General features: G+C 36.5%; 18 protein-coding genes. 11 read left to right on the top strand and 7 right to left on the bottom strand.

Annotated elements, in window-relative coordinates; all coding sequences use genetic code 11:
- Window positions 1–138 precede the first annotated feature (138 nt).
- The 5 genes from AABE15_RS02435 to AABE15_RS02415 are packed head-to-tail and all read right to left on the bottom strand — an operon-like array spanning window position 139 to window position 6,628.
- Window positions 139–1,170, bottom strand: coding sequence for an isocitrate/isopropylmalate family dehydrogenase (locus AABE15_RS02435; RefSeq protein WP_338329693.1), 1,032 nt, complete (start codon window positions 1,168–1,170; stop codon window positions 139–141).
- A 51-nt stretch (window positions 1,171–1,221) separates the two neighbouring features.
- Window positions 1,222–2,976, bottom strand: coding sequence for an aminopeptidase P family protein (locus tag AABE15_RS02430; RefSeq protein ID WP_338329692.1), 1,755 nt, complete (start codon window positions 2,974–2,976; stop codon window positions 1,222–1,224).
- A 33-nt stretch (window positions 2,977–3,009) separates the two neighbouring features.
- The gene (locus AABE15_RS02425; RefSeq protein ID WP_338329691.1) at window positions 3,010–3,522 is read right to left on the bottom strand and encodes an N-acetyltransferase family protein; all 513 of its coding nucleotides are present in this window, start codon (window positions 3,520–3,522) and stop codon (window positions 3,010–3,012) included.
- Window positions 3,519–4,430 carry a 50S ribosomal protein L11 methyltransferase gene (locus tag AABE15_RS02420; RefSeq protein ID WP_338329690.1) on the bottom strand — a complete coding sequence of 304 codons (912 nt, stop codon included), beginning with the start codon at window positions 4,428–4,430 and terminating at the stop codon, window positions 3,519–3,521. Before AABE15_RS02420 ends, AABE15_RS02425 begins: the two co-directional genes overlap by 4 nt.
- On the bottom strand, window positions 4,427–6,628 hold the full coding sequence (locus tag AABE15_RS02415; RefSeq protein WP_338329689.1) for a UvrD-helicase domain-containing protein: 2,202 nt from the start codon (window positions 6,626–6,628) through the stop codon (window positions 4,427–4,429). The genes AABE15_RS02420 and AABE15_RS02415 overlap by 4 nt, the downstream gene beginning before the upstream one ends.
- A 38-nt stretch (window positions 6,629–6,666) precedes the next feature.
- Between AABE15_RS02415 and AABE15_RS02410 the strand changes: the two genes are divergently transcribed.
- The 7 genes from AABE15_RS02410 (at window position 6,667) to AABE15_RS02380 (ending at window position 11,521) form a co-directional block, all read left to right on the top strand.
- Complete coding sequence (locus tag AABE15_RS02410; RefSeq protein WP_338329688.1) at window positions 6,667–7,041, top strand: hypothetical protein; 375 nt, start codon at window positions 6,667–6,669, stop codon at window positions 7,039–7,041.
- A gap of 6 nt (window positions 7,042–7,047) precedes the next feature.
- Entirely contained in the window at window positions 7,048–7,383 is a 336-nt protein-coding gene (locus AABE15_RS02405) for a JAB domain-containing protein (RefSeq protein WP_338329687.1), read from the top strand.
- Between the two features lie 52 nt (window positions 7,384–7,435).
- Window positions 7,436–8,206 (top strand): N-formylglutamate amidohydrolase, encoded by a 771-nt coding sequence (locus AABE15_RS02400; protein WP_338329686.1) that lies wholly within the window; start codon window positions 7,436–7,438, stop codon window positions 8,204–8,206.
- Complete coding sequence (aroE, locus tag AABE15_RS02395; RefSeq protein WP_338329685.1) at window positions 8,203–9,033, top strand: shikimate dehydrogenase; 831 nt, start codon at window positions 8,203–8,205, stop codon at window positions 9,031–9,033. The genes AABE15_RS02400 and aroE overlap by 4 nt, the downstream gene beginning before the upstream one ends.
- A gap of 4 nt (window positions 9,034–9,037) precedes the next feature.
- Entirely contained in the window at window positions 9,038–9,628 is a 591-nt protein-coding gene (coaE, locus tag AABE15_RS02390; protein WP_338329684.1) for a dephospho-CoA kinase, read from the top strand.
- 1 nt (window position 9,629) lies between these two features.
- Entirely contained in the window at window positions 9,630–10,316 is a 687-nt protein-coding gene (gene dnaQ / locus AABE15_RS02385; RefSeq protein WP_338329683.1) for a DNA polymerase III subunit epsilon, read from the top strand.
- A gap of 176 nt (window positions 10,317–10,492) precedes the next feature.
- Entirely contained in the window at window positions 10,493–11,521 is a 1,029-nt protein-coding gene (locus AABE15_RS02380) for a lipid A deacylase LpxR family protein (protein WP_338329682.1), read from the top strand.
- 124 nt (window positions 11,522–11,645) lie between these two features.
- On the opposite strand, the gene AABE15_RS02375 is transcribed toward AABE15_RS02380, so the two are convergent.
- A complete protein-coding gene (locus AABE15_RS02375; protein WP_338329681.1) occupies window positions 11,646–13,016 on the bottom strand; it encodes an MATE family efflux transporter in 1,371 nt (456 codons plus the stop codon).
- A gap of 102 nt (window positions 13,017–13,118) precedes the next feature.
- On the opposite strand from AABE15_RS02375, the gene cysS reads away from it, so the two are divergent.
- Window positions 13,119–14,480 (top strand): cysteine--tRNA ligase, encoded by a 1,362-nt coding sequence (cysS, locus tag AABE15_RS02370; RefSeq protein ID WP_338329680.1) that lies wholly within the window; start codon window positions 13,119–13,121, stop codon window positions 14,478–14,480.
- The gene (locus AABE15_RS02365) at window positions 14,477–15,256 is read left to right on the top strand and encodes an RNA methyltransferase (RefSeq protein WP_338329694.1); all 780 of its coding nucleotides are present in this window, start codon (window positions 14,477–14,479) and stop codon (window positions 15,254–15,256) included. Before cysS ends, AABE15_RS02365 begins: the two co-directional genes overlap by 4 nt.
- Here AABE15_RS02365 and AABE15_RS02360 read toward each other — a convergent pair.
- Window positions 15,253–15,780 carry an HdeD family acid-resistance protein gene (locus AABE15_RS02360; protein ID WP_338329679.1) on the bottom strand — a complete coding sequence of 176 codons (528 nt, stop codon included), beginning with the start codon at window positions 15,778–15,780 and terminating at the stop codon, window positions 15,253–15,255. The genes AABE15_RS02365 and AABE15_RS02360 overlap by 4 nt on opposite strands.
- 441 nt (window positions 15,781–16,221) lie before the next feature.
- On the opposite strand from AABE15_RS02360, the gene rpsD reads away from it, so the two are divergent.
- Window positions 16,222–16,839 carry a 30S ribosomal protein S4 gene (rpsD, locus tag AABE15_RS02355; protein ID WP_338329678.1) on the top strand — a complete coding sequence of 206 codons (618 nt, stop codon included), beginning with the start codon at window positions 16,222–16,224 and terminating at the stop codon, window positions 16,837–16,839.
- An 88-nt stretch (window positions 16,840–16,927) separates the two neighbouring features.
- Complete coding sequence (locus AABE15_RS02350) at window positions 16,928–18,475, top strand: peptide chain release factor 3 (protein ID WP_338329677.1); 1,548 nt, start codon at window positions 16,928–16,930, stop codon at window positions 18,473–18,475.
- Window positions 18,476–19,407: the final 932 nt, after the last annotated feature.

Below are 19,407 nucleotides of genomic sequence, written 5' to 3'. Positions count from 1 at the left end.
CACCAAACAACGCCATATTTTCGTTAAATTCATGGTCATTTTAAAACTCCTTATTGCATTAAATGTGATGTATTATTGATTAGACTGAATGTTAACGTAGCATAAAAAACCATCAATTTAGCAAATCTAAAAAAAAGTTTATTGTACAGCTTGTATAAGGGCTTCTGTTAACTCTGAAGTGCTGGTGTTTCCTCCTAAATCTCGTGTGCGGATATTGTTTTTAATAACGACTTGATGTATCGCTTTGTTAATTCTATCCGAAAGATCATCTCTGTTAACATATTGAAGCATTAGAGCAGAAGCTTTTAGAATAGCGAGTGGATTCGCGCAGTTTTTCCCTGCAATATCGGGGGCTGAGCCGTGGACCGCTTCAAACATTACAGTTTTATTACCAATATTAATTCCTGGCGCTAATCCTAGTCCACCAATTAACCCAGATGCTAGATCCGAAAGGATATCGCCAAATAAATTTGTCGTTACGATTACATCGTACGTTTCAGGGATTAATACCAATTCCATAGCACAGACATCAACAATACGTTCTTCGTAATAAATTTTATCTTGGTATTCTTTAGCAACTTTTCTGCCTTCTTCTAAAAATAATCCGCATAATTCTTTTAGTATATTAGCCTTATGTACAAGTGTAACTTTTTTACGATTGTTCGCTACAGCATAATCAAATGCATATTTAACAATTCGGTGGCATTCCGTTCTAGATGTGTACCCTGTACATGTTGCTATGGCTTTTGTATCTTGTTCAACGGGAAAGATATTTTCCATCGCAGCGTAAAAGCCTTCAAGATTTTCTCTTACTAACACAATATCAACATTTTCAAATCGTCCACCTGGAATAAGCATTTTTACAGGTCTAACGTTCGCATAGAGTTGAAATTCTTTACGTAAAGTTACGTTAACTGAGCGATATCCTTTACCTATAGGAGTGGTGAGAGGTCCTTTTAAAACAAGGCCTGTTTTGTGTATACTTTCTAGTGTCTGGGCTGGTAATGGATTGTTGGAACATTCAACTCCGGCCATTCCTGCTAATTGTTTATCCCATTGAAAAGGGGCATGAATAGTTTCCAAAATTTTCAAAGTAGCAGCCATAATTTCTGGGCCTATACCATCCCCCGGTATCAAGGTAACTGGAATTAATGAGGAGGTGGTGTTCATGCGGAATCCTTTATTCTTAAGCGACGAAACAATAGTATAATGTGCAAAAAATTAAATGAAGGGAGAGCAACATTTTTTTAGCCATAATTGCTCAGCTGAGGAAAGCATAGGTGAAAGCGTTTCATAGATGCGTTGGTGATAAGTAGTCAGCCATCTATTTTCCTCTTCAGTTAATAAATTTTTATCGATAATTTTCTTGTCAAACGGTACAAGCGTTAAGGGCTCAAACATCAAGTAATTTTCATAAGCTGATTTGACTACTAATAAGAGGCTTTCATGTCGAATACCAAATTGACCTGGCAAATAGTAACCTGGCTCATTCGAAAGAATCATTCCTTCTTCAAGGGGAACATTACAACTCGTTGAAATACCGCAGGGCCCTTCATGGACGGACAAAAAGCTTCCAACGCCGTGTCCCGTACCATGGTCGTAATTTAATCCATTTTGCCATAGGGAGTATCTCGCAATGGAATCCAATTGACTTCCGATTGTTCCTTTAGGAAATATTGCTTTTGCAAGCGCTATGTGGCCTTTTAATACAAGCGTCGATGCTTTTACAAGTGGGGGAGGAGGAGGGGAAGGACCATACCAGAGGGTTCGAGTAACATCGGTTGTACCATCGCAGTATTGTCCGCCACTATCTATTAGAAAAATGTTATTATGGGTTAAGGTAGACGCGGTTTTTTTCGAAGGCTGATAGTGTATAATAGCAGCGTTTTTGCCCACCGCTACTATGGCAGGGAAACTTTCTTCTTTATAATAAGATTGACTTATTTCTTTCCGAAACACTATTAATTTTTGTGCTAAATCGTTTTCGGTACATCCTTGTCCTTGCTTTTCAAGCCAGTAAAAAAAACGGCATAACGCCAAAGCATCTCTTCGGTGCGAAGTGCGAGCACCTTCTTGTTCTACGTTGTTTTTTTTTGCTTTCAGAAGTAAGCAAGGATTGGGCCTTGGATGAGAAACTATTTTTTGTTCTTCAAGTAATTGTTTGAACCAAACGGAAGTTTGCGAAAGATCATAACCAACTTTAGAGCCTTTTTTAAAGGATGTAATATCTTGTTCAAGTTGTTGGTGCTGTCTAAAAATGACATTTTGGTTTAAAAATTGTCTAATTTTTTTGGTGTATTGTTGCTTCTCAGCGTATAAAAAAACATTTTTTTGATTAATTATAGCGTATACCAGTGGAATAGGTGTGTAAGGAACGTCTGAACCTCTGATATTCAGTAACCAACTGACAGAGGTGGGATCACATAAAATATAGGCGTCGTCGTGATGGCTCTTAAGATTTTCGCGTATAAGTTTTAATTTTTCTTCTGACGTTTGGCCAGTGAATGCTTCAGAATGAGAGAGAATGGGATGCGACGGAGGCTTGGGTTTATCGAGCCAAAATTGGTCAATAGGATTTATTTTTAACGGTATCAGATTAATTTTTTTATCTGATAATGCGTTAATATCTTTCACGCTCATGAGCTTAGGGTCATATCCCAATTTTACCGTTCGTTCGAATTGTTTAAGAAGCCAAATTTTAGGGGGATGTTTTGTGTTGTGAAAGCATTGCCAAATCTGGGGATCAAGTTGTTTTGACATTGGTAGAATATATCTGCCATCGGAAAAAACAGCCCCTTTACTTTGTAGTAATATGGCTAATCCAGCACTTCCAGTAAAACCGGTTAACCATGCTAATCGTTCAGCATAAGGCGCAACATATTCATTTAAATACTCATCACCGCGTTTAATAACAAATCCATCAAGTTCTTGTTGAACAAGAAAATGCCTTATTTTCTCGATCTTATCTCTATTCACTTTATGATCCAGACCGTTGTACATAATTGAATTTTATAAACTATCATTAGGTGTAAGAATTTTATACATAAATAGAAGATTTAACCATTTATTAAATTTAATTCCTATCTCGGGGAGGACGCCTGCAACCTTAAAATCCAGCCCTTCATGTAATTTTATTGACGCAATATTATTTTCAGCAATACACGCCACCATGACATGAACTTGATTAGCTTTGGCACAGTGCATTAATTTTTCAAGCAAACGTTTGCCAATGCCTTGTCTTTGCGCACTTGGGTCAATGTATAAAGAGTGTTCGACAGTATGTTTATACCCATCATAGGCTCTAAATGGACCATAACTTGCATAACCTAAGACGTTTTGATTTTGGTTTCGAGCAATCAATATAGGTAGATTTGCTTTTTGACATGCGGTAAACCAAGTCATTTGTTCTTGATAGGATCTTGGTGTAGTCATCCAAAAAGCAGTCCCATTAACGATTTCTTGATTGGTAAGATGTAAAATACTTTCCAAATCAGATAGGGTTGCTTTTTGTATTTGTATCATTTTAGTTTTGCCTTTGTGAGCACTAATGTCGCCCAATTATTTAAAATAATTTTATGTTTTAAGATGAATCCTTGACGTTGATGTGCTTTTAAAACCATAGGAATTTGAGAGGCAAGCAGCCCGGATAAAATCACATTTCCTTTTGGTGCCATATGTTTTGCTAAATCCTTAGCCATTTTGCAGAGGGGGAGAGCTAAAATATTAGCGAAAACAAGATCAAAAGGGGCTTGCTGACGAATGTAAGGAGATAACCATCCGTTGCCACATTTACAGGTTATGAAAGGGTGTAAAGCGTTTCGTTTTAGATTATTCTGAGCCGTTTTAACAGACCATGTATCGTTATCAATGGCTAGAACTTTTCTTTTTAAAAGTTTGAAAGCTGCCATGGCTAAAATTCCAGACCCGCAACCTAAATCAAGGATTTTTTTTGGTTTAACATAAGCTATTTTTTCTAGTGCGTTGAGACAACCTTGGGTAGATTCATGGTCTCCAGAACCAAAAGCAACGCCAGCGTCTAAAGTTATTACAATTTTATAAGTAGGCTTAGAATCTTTTATATGAGTGCCTCTTATAAGGAAACGATTGCCTATTTCTTGTTCAGGAAAAGCTTCACACGTTCTTGCAAGCCAGCCATCTGCTTCTGTAACATGTCGTTGTAAACTTAAATTAAGTCCAGAAAGTGTATTCGCCAATGTTAAAGTCGATTGAAGTGTTTCCTCGTTCTGACCTATGTTTTTAATACCTTCGACACGCCAAAACTCAGGGGTGATTTCGTTTTCAAAAATACCCACGGTAGGACAAACTGTTGCTAAAGCCTGTTCAAACAATTCAATATTCTTTTCTGGGACTTCTACGCTGAGGGTTTCTAAACCTGTCGTATGCTTTTTATATAATTTTTTTGTTTTCATTTTAAGTTTACAAAATTATCCATAATGTGTTTGATTCCTGATTGCTCAAATTGAATTTCAAGTTTATTTTGTTCTTTATTTAAAACAATACCATAGCCAAATTTTTGATGGAATACTCGACTTCCTATGACAATATTTGTCTTATTGGATGTTGGTTTATTTTGAAGACTATTGTTGCGGATGTTTGATGGAATACTATTGGTTTTTTTGGACTTTTTTGTCTGTGATGCACCGTATAGATAATTTTGCTGGGCATATTTCTCTTTATGTAAAATAGTTTTATCAATATATTGTTCAGGTAATTCTTCAATAAAACGACTGGGTATAGAGGATTGCCAATTACCATAAATAAGACGCGTATTGGCGTGAGAAATGAAAAGTTTTTTCTTTGCACGTGTAATGCCAACATAAGCTAGGCGTCTTTCTTCCTCTAAACCCAAATTACCATTTTCATCAAGAGTTCTCTGCGATGGGAAAAGACCTTCTTCCCATCCCGGAAGAAAGACAGTTTCGAATTCTAAACCTTTTGCAGCGTGCAGGGTCATAAGGGTAATTTTATTATCGCTTGTTGAATCATCATTATCCATAATAAGCGATATATGTTCTAAAAATTCTTCTAAGGAATGAAAATCGGCTAAAGCGTGTATTAATTCTTTTAAATTTTCCAGACGCCCAATTGAATCAGGGGATGAATCATTTTTCCACATATCAATATAACCGCTTAGTTCTAATAATTGATCAATAGCATTCACATGTCCAATTTTTTCTATTTGATTTCGTGTTACAACCAAGCAATTCATTAATTTTGAAAGTTCTTCGTGAACTTTACCTTTAACTAATTGTTTTTCGAGAGAATGATCTATGGCTTGGCTTAAAGTTATATTTAATTCGCGAGAAATAAGGTGTAATTTCTGTAATGTACTGCTTCCTATTCCCCGTTTAGGGACATTTATTATTCGTTCCAGTGCCAAATTATCCGCGGGTTGTACAACCATTCTTATATAGGCAACGGCATCTCGAATTTCTGCTCTTTCATAAAATCTAAGGCTACCTATTATTTTATAGGGCAAACCTAACGTTATCATTCGTTCTTCAAAGGGTCTTGTTTGAAACCCAGCTCGAACCAATATAGCGATATCTTTGTAAAGATGGTTTTCTTTATGTAGTTGGATAATTTGATTACATATTATGCGCGCTTCGTCATGGGAATCGTTTACAGAAAAAAGGTGAACTTTTTCTGAAGATTTCTTTGCTTCATCGGCAAGCAATGTTTTACCTAGCCGTTTTGAATTATATTGTATTAATCCAGACGCAGCCCCCAATATATTCGAAGTGGAACGATAATTGTTTTCAAGCCTAATAATTACAGCATCAGGAAAATCTTTTTCGAATCTTAAAATATTTTCTATTTCAGCCCCTCTCCAAGAATAGATGGATTGATCATCATCGCCCACACAACAAATATTAGACGTTTGATGCTCACGTTGGGCAATCAGCTTTAGCCATATATATTGAATAAGATTTGTATCTTGATATTCGTCCACTAAAATATATTTAAAATTATTTTGATAGCGTTTGAGTACTTCGGGATGATTTTTAAATATCGTTATGACATGCAGCATTAGATCACCAAAGTCACAAGCATTAATTAATTTCAGACGTCTTTGATACTCAGCGTATATGGATACTATTATTTTTTGATTACGGCGGAATTGGTTTTCCATTTCAAGATCGGAGGGTAATAATCCTTTATCCTTCCAAAATTGAATTGTTCCTAACACCAGTTTAGGAGGTGTTTTTTTAAGATCGAGAGGATAGTTGGGAATAATTTGTTTAATAAGTCTCAGCTGGTCATCTGTATCCAATATAGAAAAACTAGAGGTAAGCCCTACAAAATTCGCATGTATTCTTAATATTTTTGCACATATTCGATGAAAGCTTCCTAGCCATAATCCTTCAACGGGTTTTTGGATAAGGTTTGCAATGCGTTCACTCATTTCTCTTGAAGCTTTATTGGTAAAGGTGACTGCCAAAATTTGATGAGGTAGTGCCTTCCCTGTAAGATATATATGTGCGAAACGCGTAGTTAATACTCGGGTTTTGCCCGTCCCAGCGCCAGCTAATATTAATACAGGCCCTTCTGTAGTTTCTACAGCGTGTTTTTGAGAGTTGTTGAGTTTTTCAAGATATTGTACCATTAAAAGGGGTGATACCTTACATTAGGATAACTATTTATATGAGTAATTCTTCTTCTTTACCTTCAGATCCCGTAAGAAGCAAACCCTTTAAGTATTTAGACGGCACGGGTCACAGACAGCGAATGCGGGAGCGGTTGATCAATTTCGATCATCAATTTAAAGAATATGAACTTATTGAAATGGTTTTGTATCTCTTGATTTCAAGAAAAGATACAAAACCATTGGCTAAAAAAATATTAAATTATTTTGGTTCTATAGATAAATTTTTGAAGGCAAACGAAGAAGATTTTTTTGTATTGGGATTACCAGAGCGCACTGGTGAATTGCTCAGTTTAATAAATCGAATTACCTATCGCTTGACCTTACCTGATGTAATGAACAGACCTTATTTTAGGGTTTGGAAAAATGTCTAGACTTATTTGGATCATTATAAATTAAATCTAAAAACATCAAAAAAAATATTAAGATTATTGTTTTTAAATGGCGATCAACGCCTTATTTGTGATGAATTTATTTATGATCAAGGGTTATCTTCTATTGCGATAATCATAGAAAAATCCATTGAATATTTTTCTACTAATCTTGTTGTTGTAAGTTATATTTCTGACAACCAATTTTCGAAGACGCATCGTAAAGAAGAAGCCAGTTTTTCTTTGCAGTTACAAAAATTAGCGCATCCTTTTAATTTGAATATTAGTGATCATATTATTGTAGCGAATAAACAATATTATAGTTTATTTAAAATGGTTACTTGACCCTACTAAATTTAACGATTTAATAAAAATTATCAATGTTGGAAAAATAAAAATGTTATTGCAAGAGGATGATCCAAAGCCGGTAATCGTATTAAACGAACACTCGATTAGTCCCTTTGTATTTGTTTGTGATCATGCAGGAAATGCGATTCCAAAAAAATTGGAGTATTTAGGATTGACTCTTGAAAATATAAACGAACACATTGCTATAGATAAAGGCATTAGGGAAGTTGGGGGGTTACTTTCTTCGGAGTTGAAAGCTTGCTTTATTATGCAATCGTATTCTCGGTTGGTTATAGATTGTAATCGTAGTGTGGATCATCCAAATTTAATTGTTAAAAAAAGTGATGGAAAAAAAATTCCTGGGAATATGGCTATCTCGCCAGAAGAAAAAACTTTAAGATTAAATGAAATTTACTACCCTTATCACCATACAATTTCATCTATTTTAATAAAACGGAAAAAGTTAAATTTTCCTTCACTATTAATTTCACTGCATAGTTTTACTAAAAAATTAATGAAGGATGATGTTCCTCGACCTTGGCATATTGGAGTCTTGCATGATAAAAACAATCAGTTTTCTCTTATCTTTAAAAAACACTTGAAGAATAAGTATAGCTTTCCTATTGGGGATAATAAACCCTATGCTTTAAGCGATGAGAATGACTACACGATACCTTTTCATTCCCAGGAAACTTCTATTCCTTATTTGGAGCTGGAGATTAGACAAGATTTAATTGAAACCATGGAACAACAACAAGTATGGAGCAATCAATTGAAAAATGTATTGTTTACAGCCTATGAAGAACTTAGGGCAGTATGATAACGGGAAAGGCAAAAATTGCTGCAGTTATAGGCTGGCCTATCGCACACTCTAGATCCCCTTTGTTGCATAATTTTTGGATAAAACGGTATCATATTGATGGTGCTTATGTTCCTTTGGCTGTAAAACCTCAAGACTTTTTAGTCGTTATCAATGGTCTAGTACGTGCTGGCTTTAAAGGATGCAACGTAACGATCCCTCATAAAGAATGTGCGTTTCAATGTTGCGACGACATGGATGACGCCGCACACCGAACCAGATCCGTTAATACCCTTGTTTTTAAAGAGAACGGTAAAATTTATGGGACCTCTACAGATGGTGCAGGGTATATAGAAAGCCTTAAATCCAGAAACATACCCTTAGCTAAAAAAAATGTACTAATTCTAGGTGCAGGGGGTGCTTCACGATCGTTATTATATGCATTACATACAGCAGGATGCCAAGTAAGTATTTCCAATCGTACCCTGTCCAAAGCCTTGCAATTGATTGACGATATGAAAATAGGTAATGTTATTTCTTGGCAAGACTGGCCAAAACAATTAGATCAATTTGACTTAATGGTTAACACAACTGCATTGGGTATGCATTCTATGGATGATTATGATTTTAATTTAGAGCATGCTCCCACTGGTTTAATTGTGTCCGATATTGTTTACGTGCCACGAGAAACGCCTTTATTAAAAAAAGCACGTTCCCTCAATTTGTTGACGGTTGATGGACTCGGTATGCTCTTGTATCAAGCACGATTGGGGTTTTTTCACTGGTTTGGAGTGTATCCTGAAATTGATGAAAATACAGTTGAATTTATTGCAAACAGTTTAAAGTAAATTCATGGAAATTCTTGGCGTCACAGGCAGTATGGGCATGGGGAAAAGTACAGTTTCTGCTATTTTTCGGGCATATGGATTTCCTGTATTTGATGCCGATAATACCGTAAAGCAATTGCAACAGCCTAATGGTAAAGTGACCCGTGTATTAAGCAAGGCGTTTCCAGAGGCTTATAAAGAGGGAAAGCTAGACAGAACGTGCCTGAGGCAGCTTATTGTTAAAGATAAAAACAATCTACAAATTTTGGAAAATATTACATTACCTTTGGTAACCAAAGAGAGAGAAAATTTTATTAAGCGGGCACGAGCTCGTCATAAAAAATGGTGTATTCTTGACATTCCTTTATTATTTGAGACTAATATTGATAAAGAGTGTGATAAAGTTATCGTGGTTAATTCTCCTCGTGCGATACAAAAATATAGAATTATTAAACGTGGAAAAATTACATGGGAACAGGCGTTAGTCCTTATCGAAAGTCAGTTACCCAATCGTGAAAAATGTCGTCGAGCGGACTATATTATTCAAACAGGATTATCCAAAGCCTACACTTATTTTCAAGTTAAACGACTATTATCCATAATGAAGGCAAGTTAGTATGCTAAAGAGATCCGTTTTATTTGATACAGAAACGACGGGAGTAGATCCTTATAAAGGCGATCGTATAATTGAAATTGCTGCATTAGAATTAATGAATGATTTGCCAACGGAAAATTTTTATCACGTTCTTATAAACCCTGAGAGAGATATTCCTGCAGAAGCCACAAAAGTTCACGGTTTTGTTTGGGACGATCTCAAAGATAAACCAAAGTTTAGGGAAATCGTGGATAATTTTTTAAGTTTTATTGGGCAAGATTCTTTGATTGCCCATAATGCACCTTTTGATTTTAAGTTTGTTAATGCGGAATTAGAAAAATTAAACAGGGAAAAATTGTCTTTGGATCGCATGATTGATACGTTGCAATTGGCACGGGCTAGATTTCCATCTTCGCCTAATAGCTTAGATGCGCTTTGTCGAAGATATTCGATTGATTTATCAGAAAGAAAAACACACAATGCTTTGCTGGATTGTAAATTACTTTCGGAAGTTTATATTGAGCTAACGGGTGGAAGGCAACGTGGATTGGAGCTAGCACATCACCAAATACAGAAAACAAGTAAAACGTATGCAGCTTCTTCTATGCGTAAGCCTATTTATGTCGTACCAACAAGTGAAGAGTTGGAAAATCATCGAAAATTCATCAAAGACTGTCTAATTGATCCCCTATGGTATAAAGTTACTTAATTTTTTATTTTCCAGTCTTTTGATTAAATAACTTCTTTATTGCAAATAAGACACCATGCAAAGTCATTCTTGAAAAGAAAGTTAAATCTTTATCCAGTATAGATTAAAATTATATTATAAATTTATATGAAAATTATGTATGTAGTATACGTTATTCATACTTAGGTCTTAACAATATGGGTTTAAAAAATTATTTGCCTTCGACATATCGTTGGTTTATTGCAACTTCTTTGAGTGTTGGAGGAATTCTGTGTTCGCACTTAGCCTTTGCAACACCCAAGCAAGATCCTTTTGATACGTTGACCATTCAGCTTGAAAACTCTTCTGTTTCTACGTTACAAGGTGCTTCCGACAAATATTATACGAATGGTATAAGAGTGGGGTGGACTTCACGAACGGATAGTCTGCCCAAACCTATAGCAGATGTTAATCGGTTTTTATTAGGTGATGGCATGCAGCGTATACATTGGGGTTTACAACAACTAATGTTTAATCCCGTAGATACGCAAACCGTAAACCGTTTACCGCACGATAGGCCTTATGCAGGCGTGCTTCTATCGACTTTGAACCTTATAAGCGATACGGATACCACACGCAGTGTTTTCGGCATACAAGCAGGTCTTATGGGACCCGGGGCATTGGGTCGGCAAGTGCAAAACGGTTTTCATGGCATCAAAGGAGACAATAAAATTCTGGGTTGGCATAATCAATTGACCAATATGCCTGTCTTCCAGGTTCAGATGGGAAGGACATGGCGATATGGGATAATGCATGCTGGACCTGTTGATTTTGATGTTTTACCTTCTGCAAATGGGGCTGCGGGGGATTATAAAACTTATGCCCAGTTGGGGGCTTTGTTGCGATTTGGACAGGGATTGGATAGTGATTTTGGACCTACCCGTATAGGACCAGGTGACGATGGCACGGATGCTTATGTTGGGACTAAGACGGTTAATTGGTATGTGTTTGGTGGGGTTGATGGTCAGGGTGTAGCCTATAATTCAACACTACAAGGTAATCCTATTAACCCGCATTCTCAGCATGTTTCTAAGAAATGGGATGTAGGTGAAATTCTTGCTGGTGTAGCAGTCATTGTTAAAGGTTATAAACTGGCTTACACTCAGACCTGGCAAACCCAGGAATTTAATGGACAAAAAGGCGGGCTTTTTAATTATGGATCTGTAAATATATCATTTAAATTTTAAATAGCATGTAGAGTTTTACAGCGCTGTACTTTAACAAATATTAAATTGTTATAGTGTAAATTATTTGCACATTCGTTGCTATACCTAGTTATTTATTAATAGATATTAAAATATGGTAAAGGAATTATTTATGGTATATCAAATTTCTAGGATGTAACGTTAATAAATAAAAACGACCTGTTGCCAAAATAGCTATGAAAGCCAGTCCGATCCCCATTCCTATCCATAGACCTGGTACTCCCCAATGCCAATGGAAGGCAAACCATACACTTAATGTATATCCTATTCCCCAATAGCTTACTAATGCTAATACCATAGGAATAGTAGTATCCTTTAAGCCTCTTAAAGCCCCCATAGCTACACTTTGTATCCCATCAACAATTTGAAATAGTCCCACCACTTGAATAATTGCAATTGCTATTTCTACGGTTTTGGTTTCATTGGAATTGCTTAAAGAGATATCTACAATAGATGTTGGAAACAGATAGACCACGGTACAAACAATGCTCATAATTAAGGCACTAAGCCCAATTGAGAGGAAACCGCTTTTTCTTGCTCGATAAGGTTTTGCGGCACCTATCCAGTAACTTACCCTTACATTAGCTGCTTGAGATATCGCTAAAGGGATCATGAATGTAAATGAAGCAAGACTTATGGCGATTTGATGTGCAGCCAAGGAAGAAGTTCCAAATTGCGTTGCATTAAAACTAGCAAAGAGAAAAAGTAAAATCTCTGCCGCCGAGCTTACACAAATGGGTAATCCTAGACGTGCTAAAGGTTTTAATAAAGAAGGATCAATTCGAAAGGGTTGAAGATAAGGTTTAAGTTCTTTTTTACTATGCGTGACAGCGAATAATATAAGTGTTGACAACCATAACGTTATGGTTGTGCCTAATGCAGAACCGTAAAGCCCCATCGTGGGAAACCCCCAAAGACCGTAAATAAACCCTGCATTTAAAAAACCGTTGATAAGTGCAGTAATGGGCGTAATGTACAACAAAAGTTTTGAAGCGTTGAGTGCTGGAAGAATTACCCTCAAAAGTCCTGTTCCAACTAGAAGAGGAGGTACACCCCATAATAGTATTCCCATAAAATGTTCTGATTTTGTAATAATTTCTTCGCTATGTTCACCGGTCCAGCGTAAAAGGGTGGCCGTTTGGCAAAGAACAAAAAAACAGGGTAGACATAAAATGATACCAAAAAGGTAGGTTGTCCAATAAACTTTGGAAACGTTTTTTTGTTCATTTGCTCCTACAAATTGTGCAATTAAAATAGCGGCAGAACTCAAAGCAGATTGGAAAATAATACAGATTGAGAAAAAAATATTGGTACTTAGTCCACCTATTGCTAAAGTGTCCGTATTTACGTGACCCAGCAAAATTGTATCCGTTACTCCCATTGCCATTTGACATAGCTGTGAAAAAGCAATAGGCGTTGCAATATAAATTATTGTGAATAATTCATTTTTACTAAAATTAATTTTATTTATTGCCATTGCTTTGCACACTAGATCTTGAAAAAGAAGACTTATATTTTTAAGTTAAAGATGAACAAAATTCTAAAATTGTCGACCATGGAAACGAATTGAGAAACCCACATGAATAATTTTGCCTTATCTTTATATGATAGCAGACGACGCAGACTTGTGCCTTTTAAACCTCTTGATTCTTTACACGTTCGTCTTTATTTCTGTGGTCCTACAGTATACGATTTGCTTCACATTGGCAATTTACGCGCGATGCTTACTGCAGATATTTTGGTAAGAGTATTGCGCCTACTCTATCCAAAAGTTACTTACGTTCGTAATATTACTGACGTTGATGATAAAATTAATATACGAGCAGCCGAAAATAAAGAATCTATTCACTCCTTGACTGAAAGAACCACGCGAGAGTTCCATAAAGACATGCGCGCCCTTTATATATGCCCACCTGATGTTGAGCCCAAAGCTACTGACCATATCCAAGATATACAAACGATGGTTCGTCAACTTATTCAAAACGGAAATGCATATGAGGCAGATGGACATGTCTTGTTTTCAGTTGCTTCTTATAGCGATTACGGCTCATTATCGGGCAGAAACCCTGAGGAGCTCCTAGCGGGAGCAAGAGTTGAAGTTGCCAGCTATAAAAAAGATCCGGGTGATTTTGTTCTTTGGAAACCTTCGAGTGACAATGAACCGGGGTGGGATAGCCCATGGGGAAGAGGAAGGCCTGGTTGGCACATTGAATGTTCTGCCATGTCGCATCGTTATTTAGGAGAAAGTTTTGATATACATGGTGGAGGACATGATTTGTTGTTTCCTCATCATGAAAATGAATGTGCTCAGAGTCTTTGTTGTTTTCCTGGAAGTCAGTTTGCAAAGATATGGGTACATAATGCCATGTTATTGGTAGATGGTGAAAAAATGTCAAAATCGTTAGGAAATTTTTTTACCATTAGGGAAGTTTTGGAAAATCATAATCCAGAAGTTATTCGTTTTTCCCTTTTGCAAGCCCATTATCGCTCAGTATCTAATTTTTCTTCAAAAGGTTTGCAAGAATCTAAACAAATTATGGACCGATTTTATAGAGCGCTTCAACCTTATAATTTAACTGAATTTTCTATAAATAATCAATATTTCCCCTCTGATTTTATGGAAGCTATGGGTGAAGATTTGAACACTCCTAAGGCCATTATGATTATGCATCAATATGCAGATAAAGCCTTAAAAGGAGATCGTCTTGCAGCGTTAAAGCTTAAACAATCGGGTAGCATTCTTGGTTTGTTTAACCAAACTTCAAACGAATGGTTTCAATCTCTTGCGGATAAAAAGGAAATTGTTGCCATGATTCAAGAGCGTAATCATGCTAAACAAGAGAAAAATTTTATTAAAGCGGATCAAATAAGAAATAAATTGAAAGAACAGGGAATTGTTTTAGAGGATAGCTCCGAAGGAACGACATGGAGACAAGAATGACAGGTCGTGATGGCGGGGCCGATTTGGCCCCTGTTGGAAACACGCCTGTTGTGATTTTAGTTCGACCTCAACTTGCTGAAAATGTAGGGGCGGTCGCACGTGCAATGGCTAATGGAGGTCTTTTTCATCTTCGGTTAGTATCTCCTAGGGATGGATGGCCTCAATCCATTGCGTGGCGTTCTGCGTCTGGTGCGGATCAATTGCTTGATCACGCTGAAATATTTGACACAGTGGATGAAGCGGTATCGGATCTTCATCATGTATTTGCTACGTGTCCTCGTCCAAGGCATATTATAAAACCTTTGCTTACTGCGAGAGGAGGTGCTTTGGAAATGCGTTGTATGACAAATCGTTCTTTGAAAGTGGGTATTCTTTTTGGTCCTGAACGTACGGGGCTGGAAAATCATGACTTTACAAGAGCGGATTATTGGATACGCTATCCGCTTGACCCTCGTTTTATGTCTTTGAATCTTGCTCAAGCTGTCATGATTATGGCTTATGAATGGTGGATGGCTTCGGAGCAAACACCGCAAAAACAATTGCAAACCCATGCCACTCATGTTGCGACCAAGTCAGAGCTTGAAAATTTTATGGGGCATTTGGTTAAAGAACTAGATTATTGTGGTTTTCTTAGAAACCAACAAAAAAGACCGGGAATGATTAGAAATTTATGGCATTTTTTTCAACGAGCTGAGGTTACAGACCAAGAGTTACGAACCCTGCATGGTATAGTTTCTGAGTTGGTAAGAGGGCCAGTAGGCAAACAAGAAACTTAAAGGGTTTTCTTTTTTAAAAATAAACCCATATGAATCCATCCCATGCCGATGAGGATTAAGTCAATAGCAATCATGAACCCTATAAACCATAGACCACTTGTGGGTTCAATAAAGAGAATAATTCCTAGGGCCACGCTCAATATTCCACTAAGAAGTAAAATTGCAAAACCACCACTATTTTTTTGTTTCATAGCAATGATTATTCGCGATATACCTCCTAAAAAAAAGCAGATGGCAATAAATAATGTCAAAGCAATTGAACCTGCAATGGGTTCACTTATAAGCAAAACCCCACCAACTAAGTAGATAATACCTGCCAAAGCAGAAATAAAAAAACTTTCCCATCCTTTTAAGTAAAATGCATGGATAATTTGTGCTAGACCCGCCACAGTTAATACAACTCCTAACAAAATTACACTTGCAATGGTTACGATAGCGGTGTCAATCAGGGCTAAACAACCCAATAATAGGAAAATGACACCCAGTGCGATGAACCACTTCCATTTACTTTCTAAGAAATTCATAGAAATACTCCTCAATAGTTATTTGGAATTATCTCAATTAAAGTCTTATAGATGTATAATTTAGGATAATTAAGGTTAGTGAGCAAATAGAAATGATTGGTTTGATGTCAATCGTTCATCATTAATATAAAGGTCAATTAGCTATTTTTATTACCAAGCAGTAGTTTATCTTTTCGGTTTTAATTAAAAATACGATTTTAATTTGATTTTTTTTAATAGATTTAGAATGAAAGGAATATTTGACTTTTTGCGCTATTTTAGTTATATCGCACCTATTGCTGGGAAAGAGATTATTTTTCAATGTTGCAGAAGTTTAAAGAGAGGTTTGCTTTACATTGGTGAAATTAATCCGTCTGAATTATTGGAACTACCAGTACAATAAGCATTCGTGTTGTCAACCTCTTTAATACGAATCGAATATATAGAAAGCTGATTTAACGTATGAGCAAACGTTTACAAAGTAAATATAAGATTAATCGAAGACTAGGTGTAAATTTATGGGGACGAGCAAAGTCACCTGTTAATAAGCGTGAATACGGTCCAGGTCAACATGGCCAGCGTCGTCGTTCCAAACCTTCAGATTTTGGTGTACAATTGATGGCAAAGCAAAAGCTGAAAGGATATTACGGAAATATTAGTGAAAAACAATTTCGCCTTTATTATGCTGAGGCATCGCGTCGTAAAGGAGATACTTCTGAAAATTTGATTGATTTGTTAGAACGTCGCTTGGATGCTGTTGTATACCGGTTGAAATTTGCAGCGACCCCTTTTGCGTCCCGTCAATTCGTTAATCATGGGCATATTTTGGTTAACGGTAAAAAAGTTAATATTCCATCTTACTCTCTAAAAGATAATGATGTCATCGAAGTAAGAGAAAAATCTAAGCAACTGGCCATTGTTTTGGATGCAGTTCAAAGCAAAGAGCGTGACGTTCCCGAATACCTTCAGGTGGATCATCGGCAAATGAAAGGCAGTTTTGTGCGTGCGCCTAAATTAAACGACGTGCCTTATCCCGTCACAATGGAGCCTAATTTGGTTGTCGAGTTTTATTCTCGATAATTTTTTTTAATTCTATTTGTTTCACCGAGCGGGTAACTCACGCTCGGTTTTTATTTGTCTACATTATTCAGTAATTGAGCATATTTTCATGTCAACCCCCCAACAATCATTAGAAAATGAAATATCGAGACGTCGAACCTTTGCGATTATTTCCCATCCTGATGCGGGTAAGACAACGCTAACAGAACGTATTTTACACGCAGGGGGCGCCATTCAAATGGCAGGAAATGTTCGTGCAAAACGTGAACAAAGACGAACCCGTTCAGATTGGATGAATATTGAAAAAGACAGGGGGATTTCTGTAGTAACATCTGTCATGACGTTTGAATATGGGGGGTGTATTTTCAATTTACTGGATACACCGGGTCATGAAGATTTCTCTGAAGATACTTATCGAACACTGACGGCTGTGGATTCAGCCGTTATGGTAATTGACGCGGCTAAGGGGATTGAGGCAAGGACGCTCAAATTATTTGAAATTTGTCGTTTAAGAGATATTCCTATTGTCACGTTCATCAATAAAATGGATAGAGAGGCACAGGATCCTTTTGAGTTGCTTGATGAGGTCGCTTCAACCTTAGCGTTAGAAACGGTACCTTTAACTTGGCCTGTAGGTAGAGCTGCACAATTTTTGGGGACATATGATATAAGAAAACAACGTTTTAATCTTAAAGAAAAACCTCCGGAAGACGATGAACGTTTGACGCTATTCAAAGAAGAAATTGAGTTGGTAAATATGGCTTTGCAGCAGTTTGATGCAGAGGGATTTAACGCTGGATTTTTGACCCCTGTCTTCTTTGGTAGTGCAATTAAAGAATTAGGGGTTATTGATTTGTTGGATGCTTTAGTTGATTTTGCCCCCAGCCCAAGAAGTCAAACTAGTCGTGAGCGGGAAGTGAAAGCAAACGAACCAGCAGTGACGGCCCTTGTTTTTAAAATACAAGCGAATATGGATCCTAATCATAGGGATAGAATTGCTTTTGCTCGCGTTTGTTCGGGTAAGCTGGAAAGAGGCATGAAGCTTAAACATACCCGTACGGGTAAAGTTTTTGCTTTACACACGCCACAATTTTTCTTTGCAAGAGATAGACAGATGGTTGAAACTGCCTATGCAGGGGACGTAGTAGGGATACCTAACCATGGTACCCTTAGAATTGGAGATACTTTAACAGAAGGAGAAGAGATACAATTCACAGGAGTTCCTTATTTTTCACCAGAAATACTTAGAAGAGTTTCCATTAAAGATGCTATGAAGGCTAAAAAATTAAAACAAGCGTTGATCGAATTAGCTGAAGAAGGGGTAGTACAATTATTTAAACCTCATGATGGATCCCCTCCTATTGTTGGAGTGGTAGGTGTCTTACAGTTGGATGTTTTGCAAACAAGATTAAAGCACGAATATGGCGTCGACATTTCGTATGATGGAATTTCTTATTCACAAGTTCGCTGGTTACAGGGTGACAAGAATTGTATTGAGAAATTTGTAATTTCTAATCGTTCTGCCGTTGCAGACGATATTGATAATGATCCTGTGTTTTTAGCAACGTCTGAATTTATGATGAATCGTGCAATAGAAGCCCATAAAGAAGTAGAATTTCATAATATTAAGCAGATAGGCAAAAGTGATCATGAATAGAAATTATTTGTCAAAATGATAATTGAATTTTTCAGCTATTGAGAGATGAGATAGTGGGTATAAACGAGCCAGCAAAATTGGTTTTTTTTCAGAAAAAAATATAGTTTCTCATTAATTTTAATTAAAAGTTATTTGATTAAAACAATTCTATCCTATTGTTAAATCAATCAACGTATGGGTATTGCCAAACACAAGGACAGTGAATAGTTTTTTTGGTTTTTAAATCCGAGTACAAATTTTAAGGGCAAAAATAAGCTTATTAACAAATAAAGGCGCCAATTTTAGTTTATTTTCCAGTATAAATGAGTTTATAAAGTGTTGTTTTAAACATTAATAGCTAGAAATACATTTAGAAACTTTCAATTGTGTAAAAATTAATACCATTATAAACGGAAAGGATAGTCTTTTTTATCGTAGACCCTATGCATCCACTTTTTAGCAATTTTTTTAGATAAAGTATTTAGAACCTCGGTAAATTCCATGTTGATCAAAGGTCAAATTTAATTGGTTATCCAATTCATTATTTACGGCCTTACTAAAATCGAGTTTTAATTAGGGGGATTTTTTTGTTGACTGGAGTTTTTACCTATAACAAGACAATAAACTTACTAACGGGGTGGAATGGAGTAAAATGGGCTGATCTCACGGTTGCTTCTTCCTCTCTATCCTACGTTAAAGTGAATTAAAAAGCCAATGTAGACACCAAAACGTTAAAAGTAGGTGTACAGCCGTATGATAAAATCGCTAAAAAGGCTTACTGGTTGAACGGCACTGCATGGATAGAAATATAATTTAGAACCTTACAGATATGTGCTTGTAAACAGTGAAAATAAATTAAAATTGATACATGATATTCAATAAGACCCCTGCTTGTTAAGAGGGGGTTAGACATAACGGAGAAACTTTATCCGCTTAAGCGTATTGCTTTTGTT

The organism is Commensalibacter sp. Nvir, from assembly GCF_963921845.1.
Classification (GTDB): Bacteria; Pseudomonadota; Alphaproteobacteria; order Acetobacterales; family Acetobacteraceae; genus Commensalibacter.
The sequence above is the reverse complement of the archived record's forward strand: the minus strand, read 5'-3'. Positions and strand labels throughout refer to the sequence as shown.

Excerpts from the sequence above, each read along its gene's own strand:
- AABE15_RS02410 (WP_338329688.1), top strand. The coding sequence starts at position 6,667 with ATGAGTAATTCTTCTTCTTTACCTTCAGATCCCGTAAGAAGCAAACCC.
- AABE15_RS02380 (WP_338329682.1), top strand. The coding sequence starts at position 10,493 with ATGGGTTTAAAAAATTATTTGCCTTCGACATATCGTTGGTTTATTGCA.
- rpsD (WP_338329678.1), top strand. The coding sequence starts at position 16,222 with ATGAGCAAACGTTTACAAAGTAAATATAAGATTAATCGAAGACTAGGT.
- aroE (WP_338329685.1), top strand. The coding sequence starts at position 8,203 with ATGATAACGGGAAAGGCAAAAATTGCTGCAGTTATAGGCTGGCCTATC.
- AABE15_RS02400 (WP_338329686.1), top strand. The coding sequence starts at position 7,436 with ATGTTATTGCAAGAGGATGATCCAAAGCCGGTAATCGTATTAAACGAA.
- AABE15_RS02435 (WP_338329693.1), bottom strand. The coding sequence starts at position 1,170 with ATGAACACCACCTCCTCATTAATTCCAGTTACCTTGATACCGGGGGAT.
- AABE15_RS02360 (WP_338329679.1), bottom strand. The coding sequence starts at position 15,780 with ATGAATTTCTTAGAAAGTAAATGGAAGTGGTTCATCGCACTGGGTGTC.
- AABE15_RS02365 (WP_338329694.1), top strand. The coding sequence starts at position 14,477 with ATGACAGGTCGTGATGGCGGGGCCGATTTGGCCCCTGTTGGAAACACG.
- AABE15_RS02415 (WP_338329689.1), bottom strand. The coding sequence starts at position 6,628 with ATGGTACAATATCTTGAAAAACTCAACAACTCTCAAAAACACGCTGTA.
- AABE15_RS02420 (WP_338329690.1), bottom strand. The coding sequence starts at position 4,430 with ATGAAAACAAAAAAATTATATAAAAAGCATACGACAGGTTTAGAAACC.
- AABE15_RS02375 (WP_338329681.1), bottom strand. The coding sequence starts at position 13,016 with ATGGCAATAAATAAAATTAATTTTAGTAAAAATGAATTATTCACAATA.
- cysS (WP_338329680.1), top strand. The coding sequence starts at position 13,119 with ATGAATAATTTTGCCTTATCTTTATATGATAGCAGACGACGCAGACTT.
- coaE (WP_338329684.1), top strand. The coding sequence starts at position 9,038 with ATGGAAATTCTTGGCGTCACAGGCAGTATGGGCATGGGGAAAAGTACA.
- AABE15_RS02425 (WP_338329691.1), bottom strand. The coding sequence starts at position 3,522 with ATGATACAAATACAAAAAGCAACCCTATCTGATTTGGAAAGTATTTTA.
- AABE15_RS02350 (WP_338329677.1), top strand. The coding sequence starts at position 16,928 with ATGTCAACCCCCCAACAATCATTAGAAAATGAAATATCGAGACGTCGA.
- dnaQ (WP_338329683.1), top strand. The coding sequence starts at position 9,630 with ATGCTAAAGAGATCCGTTTTATTTGATACAGAAACGACGGGAGTAGAT.